Source organism: Synechococcus sp. C9 (genome assembly GCF_022984075.1).
GTDB lineage: Bacteria > Cyanobacteriota > Cyanobacteriia > Gloeomargaritales > Gloeomargaritaceae > Gloeomargarita.
Genome location: NZ_JALAAD010000001.1, coordinates 2593469 through 2609552, shown reverse-complemented (window position 1 = coordinate 2609552; position 16084 = coordinate 2593469). Strand labels below are relative to the sequence as shown.

The 16084-nt window shown below is 53.0% G+C and carries 17 protein-coding genes and 1 pseudogene; 11 read left to right on the top strand and 7 right to left on the bottom strand.

Annotation, left to right across the window (positions count from 1 at the left end):
• Positions 1-26: 26 nt before the first annotated feature.
• Positions 27-383, bottom strand: coding sequence for a phage holin family protein (locus MLD66_RS12735; protein WP_247218442.1), 357 nt, complete (start codon positions 381-383; stop codon positions 27-29).
• A gap of 54 nt (positions 384-437) precedes the next feature.
• Positions 438-2816, bottom strand: coding sequence for an LAGLIDADG family homing endonuclease (locus tag MLD66_RS12730; protein WP_247218440.1), 2379 nt, complete (start codon positions 2814-2816; stop codon positions 438-440).
• A 235-nt stretch (positions 2817-3051) separates the two neighbouring features.
• Here MLD66_RS12730 and MLD66_RS12725 point away from each other — a divergent pair, with 235 nt between their 5' ends.
• From MLD66_RS12725 to MLD66_RS12695, 7 genes are all read left to right on the top strand, one after another.
• Entirely contained in the window at positions 3052-3315 is a 264-nt protein-coding gene (locus tag MLD66_RS12725; RefSeq protein WP_247218438.1) for a PipX family protein, read from the top strand.
• A 1-nt stretch (position 3316) separates the two neighbouring features.
• A complete protein-coding gene (locus tag MLD66_RS12720; protein ID WP_247218436.1) occupies positions 3317-3997 on the top strand; it encodes a YggS family pyridoxal phosphate-dependent enzyme in 681 nt (226 codons plus the stop codon).
• A 539-nt stretch (positions 3998-4536) separates the two neighbouring features.
• Positions 4537-5115 carry a cell division protein SepF gene (locus tag MLD66_RS12715; protein WP_247218433.1) on the top strand — a complete coding sequence of 193 codons (579 nt, stop codon included), beginning with the start codon at positions 4537-4539 and terminating at the stop codon, positions 5113-5115.
• Positions 5116-5124: 9 nt separating this feature from the next.
• Positions 5125-5925: a pyrroline-5-carboxylate reductase gene (proC, locus tag MLD66_RS12710; RefSeq protein ID WP_247219122.1), complete on the top strand. Its 801-nt coding sequence runs from the start codon at positions 5125-5127 to the stop codon at positions 5923-5925.
• A 92-nt stretch (positions 5926-6017) separates the two neighbouring features.
• Positions 6018-6824 (top strand): class I SAM-dependent methyltransferase, encoded by an 807-nt coding sequence (locus MLD66_RS12705; protein WP_247218431.1) that lies wholly within the window; start codon positions 6018-6020, stop codon positions 6822-6824.
• Positions 6825-6908: 84 nt separating this feature from the next.
• Complete coding sequence (locus tag MLD66_RS12700; RefSeq protein ID WP_247218429.1) at positions 6909-7292, top strand: IS630 transposase-related protein; 384 nt, start codon at positions 6909-6911, stop codon at positions 7290-7292.
• The gene (locus tag MLD66_RS12695; RefSeq protein ID WP_247218427.1) at positions 7289-7639 is read left to right on the top strand and encodes a transposase; all 351 of its coding nucleotides are present in this window, start codon (positions 7289-7291) and stop codon (positions 7637-7639) included. Before MLD66_RS12700 ends, MLD66_RS12695 begins: the two co-directional genes overlap by 4 nt.
• A 23-nt stretch (positions 7640-7662) precedes the next feature.
• Here the strand turns inward: MLD66_RS12695 and MLD66_RS12690 are convergent.
• The 3 genes and pseudogenes from MLD66_RS12690 to MLD66_RS12680 all read right to left on the bottom strand — a co-directional run bounded on the left by MLD66_RS12690 (position 7663) and on the right by MLD66_RS12680 (position 11368).
• Positions 7663-8509, bottom strand: a pseudogene (locus tag MLD66_RS12690) (IS630 family transposase).
• Positions 8510-8816: 307 nt separating this feature from the next.
• The gene (locus MLD66_RS12685; RefSeq protein WP_247218425.1) at positions 8817-10079 is read right to left on the bottom strand and encodes an ABC transporter permease; all 1263 of its coding nucleotides are present in this window, start codon (positions 10077-10079) and stop codon (positions 8817-8819) included.
• A complete protein-coding gene (locus MLD66_RS12680; protein WP_247218424.1) occupies positions 10076-11368 on the bottom strand; it encodes an efflux RND transporter periplasmic adaptor subunit in 1293 nt (430 codons plus the stop codon). The genes MLD66_RS12685 and MLD66_RS12680 overlap by 4 nt, the downstream gene beginning before the upstream one ends.
• A 227-nt stretch (positions 11369-11595) precedes the next feature.
• Here MLD66_RS12680 and MLD66_RS12675 point away from each other — a divergent pair, with 227 nt between their 5' ends.
• From MLD66_RS12675 to MLD66_RS12660, 4 genes are all read left to right on the top strand, one after another.
• On the top strand, positions 11596-11808 hold the full coding sequence (locus MLD66_RS12675; RefSeq protein ID WP_247218422.1) for a DUF2892 domain-containing protein: 213 nt from the start codon (positions 11596-11598) through the stop codon (positions 11806-11808).
• A gap of 43 nt (positions 11809-11851) precedes the next feature.
• On the top strand, positions 11852-12391 hold the full coding sequence (petC, locus tag MLD66_RS12670) for a cytochrome b6-f complex iron-sulfur subunit (RefSeq protein ID WP_247218420.1): 540 nt from the start codon (positions 11852-11854) through the stop codon (positions 12389-12391).
• An 82-nt stretch (positions 12392-12473) separates the two neighbouring features.
• Complete coding sequence (locus MLD66_RS12665; protein ID WP_247218418.1) at positions 12474-12941, top strand: DUF2214 family protein; 468 nt, start codon at positions 12474-12476, stop codon at positions 12939-12941.
• A 14-nt stretch (positions 12942-12955) separates the two neighbouring features.
• Entirely contained in the window at positions 12956-13522 is a 567-nt protein-coding gene (locus MLD66_RS12660) for an NUDIX hydrolase (RefSeq protein ID WP_247218416.1), read from the top strand.
• Between the two features lie 226 nt (positions 13523-13748).
• Here the strand turns inward: MLD66_RS12660 and trpC are convergent, their stop codons facing one another.
• Together trpC and lpdA are read right to left on the bottom strand one after the other, a co-directional pair.
• On the bottom strand, positions 13749-14639 hold the full coding sequence (trpC, locus tag MLD66_RS12655; protein WP_247218414.1) for an indole-3-glycerol phosphate synthase TrpC: 891 nt from the start codon (positions 14637-14639) through the stop codon (positions 13749-13751).
• 7 nt (positions 14640-14646) lie between these two features.
• Entirely contained in the window at positions 14647-16080 is a 1434-nt protein-coding gene (lpdA, locus tag MLD66_RS12650) for a dihydrolipoyl dehydrogenase (RefSeq protein WP_247218412.1), read from the bottom strand.
• Between the last annotated feature and the right edge of the window lie 4 nt (positions 16081-16084).

Below are 16084 nucleotides of genomic sequence, written 5' to 3'. Positions count from 1 at the left end.
CCAGAAGGTTGTCCTATTTTAACCTTTTAACCTGCCGCCGGGGTCTGCAAAACCTGAAATAGGACTGAATTGATCAAGCCGAGGACAATCGGGGCAATCAGGGCACTCAGCCAATTTTTGAGCTTGAATCCCTCCACCAAACTAGCCGCCAATCCAAAAATAATCGCATTAATCACAAAGGTAAATAAACCCAAGGTGAGAATCGTCAAGGGCAAACTCAAAAGCCACAAAATGGGTCGCACCAGGGCATTGAGTAACCCCAAAGCCAAAGCCGTCCACAGTGCCGTGCCAAAACCATCCAAGGTCACACCCAAGGGCAGTTTAGAAATCAGCCATAAGCTCAACCCGTTTACCACCCACGTGACCAGCAGTTGCGTTAACATGGCGTACCCCCTACTGCACAGCGTTTATTGAACCTAATTTATCTAAGTTTAATTTTAAGACCCCTGAGCTAAAAGCAGTTCCCGCAAATACCCCCGTGCCTGCTGGGGGTCAGTGTTGTACAATTCCAAAAACCGGGCTTTTTTCTCTGGGGTGTTGAGCAAATCCCGATTACTGCGGGCAATTGCCTCCCCCGCCCACTGCACCGCCCCTTCCCCGGAATAAAACTGGCTCCGCACGGATTCGATACATTCTTCCCGACTGGGTTTGTGGTGAAATACGCGGGTATGATTCGCCATCCGCAGGACATCCCTGTCCGGGTCAATCCGCCAATTGCCCTGTTCATCCTGTTGCCAAAGATTTGCCTTTGCCCCCGCCGCCTCCTGATCCTCCGAGCTAAATTGGCGCATTCCGGCACTGTTCGAGACAAGAATGCCCTCACATACAAACTCGTGGACGGTTGCCACTTCAATATCGTAGGTAGGTGCAGTGCGAACATTCAGATCAACACCCTTGACCGCCACTGGAACTAAGTCAGTAACCTGGGGAACGTACTTTTTAAGGGTTTGCTGATTCATTTGTTTGTGAGCTGCACTCCAATGGTAAAGTGCTGAACTCACTAGAGGTCTGACCATTTCCTTCGGAAACCCATGATCCCGAAACCACTCTGGTGCTTCCCTGCGATTTACAGAAAACTGGATAGAATGAGATTCAAAGGCTGAAGTGACCGCTTCAAAAGCCGCTTGTCCAACGGTAACGAGTTCACCTTCCCACTGGTTATTCCGTTTCCTAACGCTACTGCACATCCGTACCGTAATCCCTAGAGAGGCATAGAGAGCCTGAACTTGTTGGAGAAATCGCTTGTGAACTGTGGCTACGAGAACGCCTTGCGAATGGCAACCATTAGCATCAGCCAGACCCGCAAGGAAGGCTTTACGAATTTCCGTAGTTCCTAACAGAATGCAGTCCGGCACCCTTAACGGCTGAGAGGCTTTCTTAAACTGTTGCAAATACTGGTTGAGGTCGGAAGAATTAAACTGTAGCTCGTAGGCTTGCGTTTTACACTGTTCGGGCGTCCTCAGGGTGTAACGATCCAGACCAAATTCTTGCCCAACTTCAATGAGCCGGTCTAGGACTGCTGGACTGTCTTGGTGTACCCTGAACCGCACTCGCGAACCGTCAGAGCTTACAGAACCATCGCCCTGAAGATAGCCAAGGAAGTAGGCGATTTTAGGGGTTAGTGCTGGAATCTGAATGGACTTAGTCTTACCTTTGATTTCTCTGCGAAATTCGGGTAACTCAGTTGGCGTACCAGGAATGGCTCGAGGCACAAACACTAGACGATCTCCAGGTTGGAGGTCTTTCGCCCTGACCATCCGATACTGTCCAAAAACATCAGTCAGTACAGCAACTTTGTGATCCGCTGTACACTCAAACTCGCCATCTTGGGTACGAATACGGCAGAGTGGCTGTTCCCCCTGCACAAAGAAGTTCGTAACGGGATAGAATCCCTTGCTCGTCAGCACCCGATCCCCAATTCGCACCTTGGCAATCGGAACTAATCCAGCCTCAGTATGCACCAGAGCATCCTCAGGCAGACAACGACGGATATTCCCCGCCACCACCGTTGCCGCCGCCTCATCAATCAACAAACAGCATTCAATCGAGGTCAACTGCCGCCCCACTGCCCGGTTGAGAATCCGTGCCACCCGGGGAAATAACTGCGGTAACAACGCTGGATTGGCAATTCCCCCAAACCCCTTGAGCACCTCCCCCTTGGGACGCACCTGGCTCACATCCACCGTCACCGCCAGTACCGCCCCGCCCTGGGGGTCACTCGCCAATTCCAGCAAACTTTGATACGCCTGCACCCAGCCCTGGCGGGAGTCCCCCACCCGCACCACCACCCCCTGCCCCTGGCGTTCCACTTGGGTGAATGGTTGCCGTTCCTCAGCGGGTTTGTCCCCCGGTTGCCCCAGCACCGTCACCTCCAAACGGGTGGTAATTGGGGGCAATTGGCTAAAATACTGAGGCTCCAGCACCGCCCCCGTGCCCGCCCCCTGCATCGCCAAATCCATCATCAACCCAAAGCCCCGCCAGTCCCGAATCCGCTGGGAGGTGCAATTATAGGCTCCCGAAAAATTCTCCGGCTGGTGAATCCAATCCGTTCCGCCCACCCACAACCACCGCCCCGAGGTCAGTGCCTTTAACTGCTGTTGCATCTCCAACACCAAAGCCTGCTCCGCCGGGGTAAATTTGCCCAAAACGGCTAAATCCCGCACCGTCCGCTCACACACCTGCTCCCAGGACTCCCGCACCCCCTGAAAACGACGGCTGTAGGTACGGAAAAACACCGGGTAGGCGCAGGGCGCTTGGAGGGGAGCTACGGCTGTGTCCTGGGAACAGACTTCGTTACCATCAAGGCGGTCGGACATGGGCAACCTTTAGAAAACTTGATTAGCACTATAACTTATAGGTAACTTATGGGTACAGCATCCCAGCGGCGGTCAGGAATGCTAGGGGCGCATCCCCGTCGTGGTTCAGGTTAATATAAATCAACCGGTCAAATCAGCAAAGGGTTCTAAATGCGGGCAAACTTTACGATACAGTAATATAAATAATTCTTGTGTCGCTTTTGACAGACACAATTTTCATTTCATGCCCAACCCCATGACCGTCGAATCCTATTTGAACCATCCAAACTTCGGTTTGTTGTACCGAATTTGCCGTCTAGGGGATGGGAGTGAATTGTATATGACCCTGTACGCCCACCGCCTATTTTTCCACGTCCATTATCTAGCTGAATCCCTGGAAATCGAACCCGTCAGCCGCAATCAAGCCCGGACATTGGTAGAAATGCACCTGCGGGAACTGCGGCGGCTCGGTAAAACCGAAGAATATCAAAAACTACAACAGGTCGAAAAACAAATGTGACATGAGCGAGGACACCCTCTCCCAACGCCTGCACGCCCTCCAAACCCAAATTCCCCCCCACGTCCGGCTGGTGGCAGTCACCAAACAGGTGCCAGTGCCGGTCATCCGTCACGCCTACGCCCTGGGATTACGGGATTTTGGGGAAAGCCGTGTCCAAGAAGCCCAAGCCAAAGCCCAAGCCCTCGCCGATTTACCCGACATCACCTGGCACCTGATCGGTCACCTGCAAAGCAACAAAGCCCGCCCCGCCCTGCACCTATTCCCCTGGATTCACAGCGTCGATAGCCTCCCCCTCGCCCAAAAACTCGACCAACTCAGCCAAGACCTGCCGCATCCCCCCCACCTGCTTTTGCAAGTCAAACTCCGCCCCGACCCCCAAAAATACGGCTGGAGCGTACCCGAATTACTTGCCGCCCTTCCTGCCCTGAGCCAATTGCACCACGTCAAAATTGTCGGACTGATGACCATCCTGCCCCTGGGATTAACCGCCAGCGAACGCCAGCAGGTCTTTAGCGAACTGCCCGCCCTCGGTGCCCAACTCCAACCCCACCTCCCCCTGCGGGAATACTCAATGGGGATGTCCGATGACTACCCCCAAGCCCTCGCCGCCGGTGCCACCATCCTCCGCCTCGGTCGTTGCCTGTTCGGGGAACGTCCCCAGGAAACGGATTTTGTATCTTAGATAACCATTGCAGTTTAGCACCTGGGGGATAGTTAGATTTTTATGTATTCAGCCGCATCCTCACTGTGTATCTCCGGCTACATCCCTTATGTATCTGTGTAACCCTAGGCACCCAAACATCCCGACTCCCGCCCGTACCAGCCGCCACTGGTGCCCTCAGACACCCTCAACCGAGGCAAAACCACCTTAAGAAAAAGTGGAAAATATCCGCCATTTGCCACCTGTCATTAGTACGATTACTTAAATCACCAGAATCAGATAGTATCTATGCCCCTCCAGACCAGAAAATTTTGCCATCATATATTGAATTTTGTTAAAAAAACGGTTACTGTTCAAGTATCGGCAATCCTATTGAAGTACATTGGTAGGCTAATACCCACACAATCGCCTTCCGTGATTGCGGGTAAACATACGGTGAATAACCGAATCTACCAACTGACTCACCCCAAGCCCCCTCCTCGACACACACCATGTTCCTTACAGTTGATGTGCTAAATGTTTCTTAGACCCTTTACGCCTGTGGCGGGAGCCCATACCCCATGCAGTTATTGAAACGACTCCGGGACTTGGTGAGCCTGGGTGAACCGGTGGAATATGATTATGACCCGGGTCAGCACCAGACCCCTGTGCCCCAACCCCCCACCTCCCATGACTATCGGGAACCGCCCCGGCGGCGGGAACGTACCCCGATGGCGACCCCTACTGCTGAAACCCCTACCCCCCGTAATCCGATGAACAATCCCATGAACAACGTGATTGGTTTGCCCACCGCCCAGCCCAGCCAGTTTGAAGTGGTCGTGATGGAACCCCGTTCCTTTGAGGAAATGCCCCAGGCGATCCAGGCTCTGCGGGAGCGTAAGTCGGTGGTGTTGAATGTCACATTGATGGAGCCGGATTTGGCGCAACGGGCGGTGGATTTTGTCGCTGGCGGCACCTATGCCATTGACGGGCACCAGGAGCGGCTGGGGGAAAGCATTTTTCTTTTTACCCCTAATGGGGTGCAGGTGAGTACCCGGAGCTCCGTACCCAGTGCGGTCCCCCTGGAGTCTCCCAGCACCCTGCGCAATACGCCCCCCATCTGGACACCGGAGGCGATGCCCGCCTATCTGGCGCAATAGTTGGTCACCGTGACCCATCGTTTGGGGGTAATTGGCGGGGGGGCGATGGCTGTAGCCCTCATTCAGGGTTTATTGACAAAAAAAATTTATACGCCAGCGGAAATTTTGGTGAGCCATCCCCGGATGGAACGACGGCAGTTTTGGGCAGAAACCTACGGGGTGGGGGTGAGCGGGGACAATCAAAGGGCGGCAGAAGCGACGGAAGTTGTACTGGTGGCGGTGAAACCCCAGCAATGGGCGCAGGTGGTGCCGGATTTACAGGTGGTGTCCCCGGAGGCGGTGTGTATTTCGATATTGGCGGGAATGCCTCTGCGTACGTTGGAAGCGGCGGTTCCCGGGCGGGCGTGGGTGCGGGCGATGCCCAATACCCCGGTGCAGGTGGGGGCGGGGATCACGGCGTTGGCTTGGGGAACGCAGGTGAATGAACAACAGCGGCAATGGGCTATGCAATTATTTGCGGCGGTGGGGCAGGTGGTGGAGGTGCCGGAGCGTTATCTGAACGGGGTGACGGCGGTGGCGGGTTCCGGACCCGGGTATATGGCGGTGCTGATGGAAGCCCTGATTGATGGGGGCGTATTGGTGGGTTTGCCCCGGGGGTTGGCGACCCAGTTGGTACTGCAAACGGTTTTGGGGACGGCGCAGTTATTACAACAGCAGGACTTACCCCCCGCCACGTTGAAAGACCGGGTGATGAGTCCCGCCGGTACCACCAGTGCTGGGCTGTTGTGTTTGGAACAGCAAGGGGTGCGGGGTGCCCTCATGCAAGCGGTGCAGTCAGCGTACCAACGGGCGCAGGGTTTAGAAGGCTAGGCGAATGAGGCGGTTTCCTGGTGCCTTGCGTTAAGATTGTCCCGACCCCAACCCCTGGGGATCAACGGTAACCCAGTGATGAGCGACCCGCTATGCACGAATCCATGACCCGGATGTATGAATATCGTCTGCCGTTTTTGCGGGGGGAATTGGCGCATTTGCCGGAACGATTGACCCTCACGGATTTGCAGTCTTTGGACCATTACCATTACTGCGGCACGACGGCGATTGATATAGCCATCGAACGGCTGGGGATCACCGCTGAATCCCAGGTTTTGGATATTGGGGCGGGGGTGGGGGGGACGGCTCGGTATCTGGCGCAACAGGTGGGCTGTCGGGTCACGGGCTTGGAACTGCAACCCCAACTACAGCAGATGGCGGTGGAACTTACGGAACGCACCGGCTTATCCCAGCGGGTGACCTTTATTCAGGGGGATATTTTGGCGGGAATTGCCGGAACGTTTGATGCTTGGTTGTCCCTATTGGTTTTTCTGCATATTCCTGACCGCAAAACCTTATTTTCTCAATGCGCTGTCCTACTGAAACCAGGGGGACGCTTTTATATCGAAGACTATGTGCAATTACAATCTTTAACCCCGGTAGAACAAAGGGTTTTAGCAGAACAAATTGCCTGTCCCTATCTGCCCACTCTGGAATCCTATCAACAGGATTTAGCCCGGGCGGGTTTGGGGGTACTTGCTTACGAAAATGTCACCCCGCTCTGGCACAATTGGGTACATCAAAGATGGTATCAATTCCAACAAAACCAAGCCCATTACCGCCAAAAACACGGGGATGACTTGGTGGAAAGTTATCTCCATTTTTATCAAGCAGTGGTGGATTTATTCAGCGGGGGTAATGTCGGCGGTATGCGCATTTGGGGGCAATTATTACCGTAATGTTTGAGTCCTTCATAAATTGAAAATTATAGTCAAGCAGGGTAAGTTTGTCCTATTATAGAATAGATATTTTGGAGAAAAGCGATGGCAAGACCATACAGTTACGATTTGCGTCAAAAAGCAGTCGAAGCAGTCTTAAATGGGGCAAAACTGGTTGAGGTTAGTGAGTTATTTGGTATTAGCAGAAGAACCGTACAAAGATGGTTAAAAATGTGGTCAGAAAGTGGTGATTATCGCCCGAAACAGAACTATCAAAAAGGTCATAGTGCTAAGATCACTGATTTGGAGGGATTTCGCCAATTTGTAGAAGCAAATCAAGGGTTGACGCAAAAAGAAATGGGAGTCATTCTCGGTGTAAGTCATACAACCGTTGGTCAAGCCCTTAAAAAAATCAACTTTACCCGTAAAAAAAAACATACTCTTATGAAGAACAAAACGAGGAAGAGCGACAACAATTTATCAAGATGATAAAAGAGGAAAAGAATGAAGATTTAGTCTATGTTGACCAGTCTGGGATGGATAATCGAGATATTTATGAATATGGTTGGGGGCTAGAAGGACAAAGAATATATGGTCAACGACCTGGCAAAAAGAGAGAGAGAATAAGCATGATGAGTGGTTATCATTTAGGGAAATTGGTTGCACCATTTACTTGGATTGGTAGTTGTAATTTGCAAGTATTGATTACCTGGTTAACAGAGATGTTGTTGCCAACAATTGGAGCAGGGAAGAAAATTGTTTTAGATAATGCAAGTTTTCATCGTTGCCAACTGGTTAGGAAGGTTGTGGAAGCCGCTGGGTGCGAATTGATATAGTCATTTCGGTTTAGAATGCGACACTAACTTGCGCAATAATTACGAATGACTTCATCAATGGTGGTACCAGGGGGAGCGTACATCCTCAATTTTTTTAATGCGCTAAAGTCATGCTCAATGTCATTGAGGTCTGGGGAATAAGTTGGCAAAAATAATACGATATGCCCCGCCGCTTCCACTAATTCTCGAATGCGTTTCTTACGATGAATCGGTGCGTTGTCCAAAATTAACACCGATAGTCTCGTCAATGCTGGTAATAAATGCACCTCTAACCATCGCTCAAAAGTCACCGCATCTAAACTGCCGTCAAATAGCATGGGAGCAATTAAATCCTTGCTATGTTTGCGCCGACCCGCTACGAGATTCTCTCGTTTATACCGCCGTCCCTGACGCTCTCCATAAATCTTTTTTCCCCGTTTAGCCCAACCATAAATCAGACTGACGAACCTCTCAAAGCCCGTCTCATCAATAAATAGCAGACTTTCTATCCCATACTTCTTGATTAATTCTCTCAATGTCCGGTAGTGTAATATTCTATCGGAATGATTTCTTTCTCGATAGCGAAACTGTTTTTTTTCTCGTGATATTTAGCCGCTTCAATTGATAATATATTGAGCTTGGCACTACCCCAAACTCTTGTGCTCTTTGCTGAAGAGTCTTATCGGGGTATTTCTCCACATCTTGATTCAGTCTGGCAATATCGATTTTCCTCTTCCTTCTCACTACTCTCGTGCGCTCCAGATTGGGTCTGTCTAGCCACCGGTACACGGTTGCTCGGTTGATGCCGAAGATTCGCGCCGCTTTCGTGATACTATTCCCGTTCTCAATGAAACTTATCACCTTTTTCCGTAAATCCAGACTGTAACACATCCTGATTCTTCTCCTTAATTCCTACTTCTCTTCTATCTTACACCCTCTTCTCATAAAATGTTGCATTTTTATTAAAAATGACTATATATCTACCGAAATACTCTCCCGATTTAAATCCGATTGAGCATCAATGGCATAGAATCAAGCAAAGAGTTAGAAAAACCATGACATCTACAACCCAAAATCTTCATGATCTTATAGATTCAGTCATCTGCTCTATATGCCAACCTTTGCCTGCTTAGCTATAGCGGTCGCAGGGCACCGCCCCGTCGAGGTTTTTAGGGAATTTTGTAACGACAGGATTACCCTACTCGCTCCGCAAAGCCACAATCGGGTCAAGCCGAGCCGCGTGTTGCGCTGGTGCCACCCCTGCCACCAAACCCACGCCAGCGGACAACAGCAATGCCGCCCCAATCGCCCAGGGAGCCAACACCAGGGGAATTTGGAGCATTTGCGCCGCCCCCCAAGCCAAGCCCACCCCCAGCGCCAGACCAATTGCGCCCCCCGCCAGGGACACCAGCACCGCTTCGGTTAAAAATTGTTGCAAAATCGCCGCCCCAGTTGCCCCCACCGCTTTGCGGATACCAATTTCCCTAGTGCGTTCCACCACCGAAACCAGCATGATATTGGCAATACCGATGCCCCCCACCACCAAGGAAACGGCGGCAATGGCTCCCACCATCACCGTCAACAAACCCGTAATCGCCGTAAATGCACTGATAATATCCCCTTGATTATTGATACGAAAATCGTCCGGTTGGGGGGGATAAATGTTGTGACGAATGCGCAGCAGATTGGTAATTTGAAACTGCGCCGCCTCCATTTCCTCCGCACTGGGCACCTGCACCCAAAACCCGCTCAAAGCCACGCCCTGTAGCGCATTTTGCCCCACAATTCGCCCCGCCATACTTTTCAAGGGGATAAACACCTGGTCGTCCAGGTCAAAGCCGTCCGTACTGCCTTTTGGTGCCATCACCCCAATCACCTCGTACAGGGCACCCTGAATCCGCACCCGCTGACCCAGAGGGGAGTCATTGCCAAACAAATCCCGTGCCACCGTTGCCCCCAGCACCACCAGGGATTGCGCCGTGTCCAGTTCCATCGGGGTAAAGACCCGCCCGCTCGCCACTTGAAACTGACGCACCGACCAAAAATTGTCATCCACCCCATTCACCGGCGTCAGGGTATTTTGGGTGCCGTAGGTGACTTGCCGTCGCCGGGTCAGATAGGGAGCCACCCGGGTTACGGAAGGAGCTTGGGTCGCCACCGCCTCCGCATCCTCTAAGGTCAACGTTGAGGCATTGCCCGCCCCTTGGCTGATCCCCCGCACCTGGGGCGGACCGGCTTGGATTTGCAGAAGATTCGTTCCCAGGTTTTGAATTTGCCGCTCGGTAGCCGCCTGTACCCCCTGCCCCACCGCCGTGACCAGGATTACCGACGCAATGCCAATCACCACCCCCAGCATGGTCAGCACCGTCCGCAATCGGTACGCCTGCAGGGCAGACCAAGCCATCGCCAAAATTTCGGCACTACCTACCCCTGGGGGCCGTTGGCGTTTTTGCCCCCTCATCGCCTTGGTCCTAGACCGGGGATCAGCGAGGGAAGTTGGGTACGGGGGCGTTCTCCCCGGGGAAAACTCAGCAGTACCTTATCCCCCTCTTTTAAGCCTTCTAGCACCACCGTTTTATCCCGCACACTGGCACCGGTGCGAATAGGTTGAAACCGGGGTGGGTTCTCCGCCAGCAAAACCCCCGCCCGCCGCTCCTGACGGACAATCGCTACCGTCGGCACCACCAAAGCATTGGGTAGCACCCCCACCTGAAAGGTCACCGCCGTATTCATCCCTGCCCGCAACCGCTGTTGGGCATCCTCCACCGCCAAACGTACTTCAAAACTATTGACATTTTGCTCCACCACCGACTGCACGGCAATCTGGATGACTTTGCCGGTAAAGGGTTCCTCCGGGTAGGCATCGGCAAGGATTTTGGCGGTTTGCCCCAACCGCAACTGGGGTAGGCTACTTTCCGGCACCTTCGCCACCACCTGGTTCATAGCCGCCAACGCCAACACCGAAGAAGAGGTCGCCGAGGATACCGTACTGCCGGAAGTGGTCGGTGTGACAAATGCCCCCGGTTCCGCATAAATCCGGGTCACCACCCCCGCAAAAGGTGCCCGCAAAATCGTATCGTTCAACTGGGATTGAATCACCTGTAATGCGCCTTGTGCCTGCTGGAGTTGCCCCTGGGCTTGGGCAATTTCTTCCGGGCGAAAACCGCTTTTTTGTAAATCCAAAACTTGTTTGGCTTGCTGTAACCGGGCTAAGGCTTGATCCCGTTCTGTCAAAGATAATTCTAAATTCTGCTGGGAAATCGCTCCCTGGGCGAATAGGGTTTGGTTGCGTTTGAGATTCAATTCCGCTTGGTTGAGAGCCGCCTGCACCTCCTGCACCTGCGCCTGGGCTTGGGCAATTTCCTGGGGACGATTCCCTGCCTGCAACCGCTGGAGATTCGCCTGCGCCGCCGCCACCTGCCCCTGGGCTTGGGTCAACTGCCCCCGCACATTGGCATCGTCCATCCTGGCTAAAATCTGCCCCTGTTCCACCCGGTCCCCTTCCCTGACCCGCAATTCCCGCACAATACCCGCAGTTTTGGGACTAATATTAATCGTCCGTTCCGGGCGCACCTCCCCATTCACCTGAATCGTCACCGGCAAGGTTTCACGGGTCACCGTTGCCGTGCGTACCTGGGGCTGTTTCTGGGAGCGGGGACGGAACCCCCACCACCAAATTCCCCCCGCCAGCAATACCGCTACCCCCACGACGGGCAGAAACCGGATGCTGTTTTTGCGCCAGGTTGGCACGCCGATTACCCTCCCACAGCCCTACCTGCATTTTAGACGAATGCCCTAGGGAATCCGTTCATTCGCCCAGGGACATCCCATCTTTGTGAGTTGTTAACTATATAGGTGATTAGTTATAATGCCAAGTAGAGGATGGTATGCCTCAAAAAAGTCCTCGGCGCAGGCCAGTTGTTTGATTGATTTGATCTCGGTTTTAATCTTTTGATTTCTGTTTGGAGGTGTAGGTTATGGCAAGCAATTTGGGTTGGTTGGATCGGCTGATTCGTTTGGTTTTAGCGGCTTTGCTGTTTTATCTGGGATGGTTTGTGTTCAAGGGTTCTGGGTGGGGCTTAGGGTTGATGGTGGTGGCTGGGATATTGTTCATCACCGGGCTGGTGGGCTTTTGCGGTCTTTACCAGCTGTTGGGCATTTCGAGTCGCCCCTCCCGGCAAGCCCCTTAGCAGGATGTTCAACCTTCAGGAAGCATAAGGAGGCAGGAAGGGTATGGATCAGAGTGTTCCTTTAGCAGCAGACGCATCCCTGTCGAGGCGGCAACTCCTAAATTTTCTCACCGGGGCAACGGTGGCCACCGCCCTGACGGCATCGCTTTATCCGGTGGGGCAGTTTTTGGTGCCTCCGGGGGAAGACACGGGCGCTGATGGGAGTGTGGTTGCCCGGGATCGCTTTGGCACGCCCATTCCTGCTAGCCGGATTTTGCAGGAACCGCCGGGAACCCGGGCCTTGGTGGCCGGATTGGCTGGGGAACCCACCTATCTGGTGGTGAAGGAAGACCGCACTTTGGATACGATGGGCATTGTCAATAACTGCACCCACTTGGGCTGTACGTTTCCCTGGAATCCCCTGGATCAGCAGTTTCAATGCCCCTGTCATGGTTCGCTGTACGCCCCGGATGGCACGGTGGTGCGTGGCCCGGCTCCTTTGCCCCTCAAGCTCGTCCATGTGGCGGTCGCCAATGACCTGATTCTGATTTCCCCCTGGCGCGAGACCGACCCCCGCACGGGAATGAAGCCTTGGTGGGTTTAGATGTTTTACTTAATTTAATTTACTTAATTTATTAGTATGCCGGTTCAGGCGTGCGACCCATTTTCGATGAAGGAGAGCGACCATGTGGAGCAGTGTGGTGACCGCCTATTTGCACTATTTGGGGTTTATGGGGGCGTTTGCCGCACTGCTGGTGGAAGGACTCACACTGCACAAAGACCTCAAGGTGGAGCAGGCGTGGCGGGTGGTGTGGGCGGATGCGATTTATGGATTATCGGCAACCGTCATTTTAATCACGGGTATTTTGCGGGTGATTTACTTTGGCAAAGGCACGGCATATTATCTCCACAACCCGGTTTTTTACACCAAAATTGGCGTGTTTGCGGTAGTGAGTTTATTATCGCTTTATCCCACGTTTTGTTTTATTTCTTGGATTAAACAATTGCAACAGGGAGAATCGCCGCGCTTGAGTGTCTCCCAGGTCAACCGGTTATCCTGGCTGATCCGCAGTGAATTACTTGGTTTGACCCTCATGCCTTTGCTGGCGGCGATGCTGGCAAGAGGAATGGGCATGACCTGGTTCAACGGCTAAGCGGGGGATGGTGCATGGAATCCTGGCAAACTCTGGACCGCATCCTCACCCTGGAAACCCGGTGGTTCACGCTGATTGGCGAGCATCTCCAGGACCACCAGGGCATTGTGCGGGAATACTGGCGGGTGGAGCGGGTTGATTCCGTCATTGTGATCCCCATTCAACAAGACCGCATCATTTTACCCGTACCGATGTATCGCCCAGGCATAGGGGAATTGACGTGGGATTTTCCGGGGGGACGATGCCCGGTTAACCAGTCCCCCGCAGAGGTGGTGGAGGCGATTTTGGCGCGGGAATTAGACTTGCAAACACCAGCCGTAGAACATTTAATCGCATTAACCCCGCCAGCAGGATGGGCGATTAATAGTTCCTTTTCCAATCAGAAACTCTACGGTTTTGTGGCCCAGTTAAAACCTGATTTGGCAATTCCCCCAGAGCGGGTGGCAGGTACTTATGCCAATAATTCAGAGGGATTTCAGGCCCTGTTGGCGATGATTCAATGTGCCCAATGTCGCCTCGTCTTGCGCGAGTGGCAGGAACGATACCAACGATACCAAAGGCAAGAGTTTTCTAATCTATAGCAGTCCTACTTGATTAGCGTTAGCTTGCGCGCCGTAGTCATACAGAAATGCTCCAGAACCAAGTACGGAACCCCTAGACCATTTTCATTTAGGATTGCTATATCGCCAATCTAAAATTGTAGAAGATTAAAGGGAACTTCTATTTATTTGAACCAACCATAAATCCCACCCTGCGACCGCTAACTTTGAATTGATAGAGGTGCCCTAAAATTATTAATCAAAAGAATTAATAAACGCTCTCTAATAATCCCCACACTGCCTGCTCAATATCCGGTTGTTTCATCAACGATTCTCCCACCAAAATCCCCTGCACCCCTGCCTGTTTCATCCGCAAAACATCCGCTGGCGTGTGAATTCCCGATTCACTGACAAGGGTAATGCCCCGCTGTTGTATCTCAGGTAATTTTTGCGCTAATAGATTTTCTGTGGTGCTTAAGTCTGTTGTGAAATTTTCTAAATTGCGGTTGTTAATGCCGATCAAATTCACCCCCGGCACACCTAATACCCGGTCTAATTCTGCGAAGGTATGCACTTCCACCAAAGCCACCATCCCTAAGGCGTGAATGATGCGAATAAAATAGCTTAAATCTTGGTCGGTGAGAATGGCGGCAATCAGCAAAATGGCATCGGCTCCCTGACAACGGGCAAGGTAAATTTGGTAGGGATAAATGATAAATTCTTTGCACAAAAGGGGCAGGTCAACCGCTTGGCGAATCTGGCTTAAATAATCCCAACTCCCCTGAAAAAATTGCTCATCCGTAAGTACAGAAATACAGCGTGCCCCCGCCCGTTCATAACTCTGGGCAATCGCTACCGGGTCAAAATCCGCCCGAATCACCCCTTTGCTGGGGGATGCCTTTTTGACTTCTGCAATGAGACCCGGATGGGGTGGGGATTGCAAAGCCGCCAAAAAATTCCTGGGCGGGGGCGCATTCAGTACCTTTTTTTGCAATTCTGATAAAGGCAACGCTTGCCGCAATCGCTCCACTTCCACTTCTTTCGCCCAGACAATTTCCTCCAAAATGTGCTGGGGTTGGGCTTCGGGCAATTCCATTTGGTAGCCCAGGCGGCTGAGGGATTGGGCAAGATGGGGACGGGTGCGCCGAATCGAAACCATAACCCACTTACGAACGGGTCAGCGTTAAACTCGCCCGCTTAAACGCCTCATCCAACACCTCAGTGAGGGTGGGATGGGTGTGGACAATTTCCGCTAAGGCTTGGATGGGGGTGTGGGTCGCCATCGCCGCCGCTGCCTCCTGGATCAAATCCGCCGCATGGGTACCGATGATATGCACCCCCAACAATTCCCCTGTGTCCGGGCGGTAAATCACCTTTGCCAAACCCTCCGCTTCCCCCTCGGCAATGGCTTTGGAATTGCCCTTGAAATAACTGCGGACTGCGGCGACGGAAAACTGCTCCGTTTGTCCCAACTCCTGCGCCTGGGGTTCCGTCAAGCCCACAAAACTAATTTCCGGGTGGGTAAAAGCCGCCGCCGGAATCGCCCGGTAATTCACGGTTTTGTTCTGTCCCAGCATATTTTCCACCGCCACCCGCCCCTGCGCCGCCGCCGCATGAGCCAGCATCATTGTGCCAATCGCATCCCCAATCGCCCACAGAGTCGGCACAGGTTCCCCATCCTTAAGTACATTAAACTGAGGCGTGACCGGGATAAACCCCCGCCGATCCCGCTGAATACCCAGGGATTCCAGCCCCAAATTCTCCGTAGCCGGGAGTCGCCCCGTCGCCACCAACACCGCATCCACTTCTAAAACTTCCTTTAATTCCTTGGTTTGAGTGTCCGCCAATTCCACCACCACCGGCTTCCCCGGCGTGATTTTCTGCGCCAACACTCCCACATGGGTTTCCACATCCCGATCCGCCAACAGCACCCGTTGCGCCAACCGGGCAATATCCGGGTCAAAGGTGGGCATCAGGCGGTCCAGGGCTTCAATCATCGTCACTTCGCACCCCAGCGCCGTGTAAATGTCGGCAAATTCCAAGCCAATGTAGCCACTACCCACAATCCCAATCCAAGGGGGCAACCAAGACAATTTCAGGGCATCATCGCTGGTAAACACCGTTTGTCCGTCAATCTCAATCCCCGGCGGCACCCAAGGATAGGAACCGGTGGCAATCAAAATATGGCGCGCCGTCACCAGGGTTTCTTTACCGCCCTGCGTCACACTCACCTTCTGCGGATCGACCACCTTGCCCCAGCCGGGAATGATCGTCACCCCCAGCCGTTCCAGCGAGCGGGTCAAATCCCCCCGAATTTTGGTCACAATCCCTTCCGCATGAGCCGCCACCCCCGCCCGATCCACCTGAATCTCTGCCACGTTGATCCCCAGGGCTTTTAGGGTTTCCTTGTCCTGCAATTGGCGCAAACGCCCCGCCGCCGCCAACAACGCCTTGGAGGGAATACAGCCCCGATTGACACAGGTGCCCCCCATCTCCGCCACTTCCACAATCGCCGTTTTCATGCCCAAGGCCACCGCATGGAGTGCCGCCCCATGACCGCCCACACCCGCCCCGATAATCAGCAAATCGTAGTCAAACAAGTCT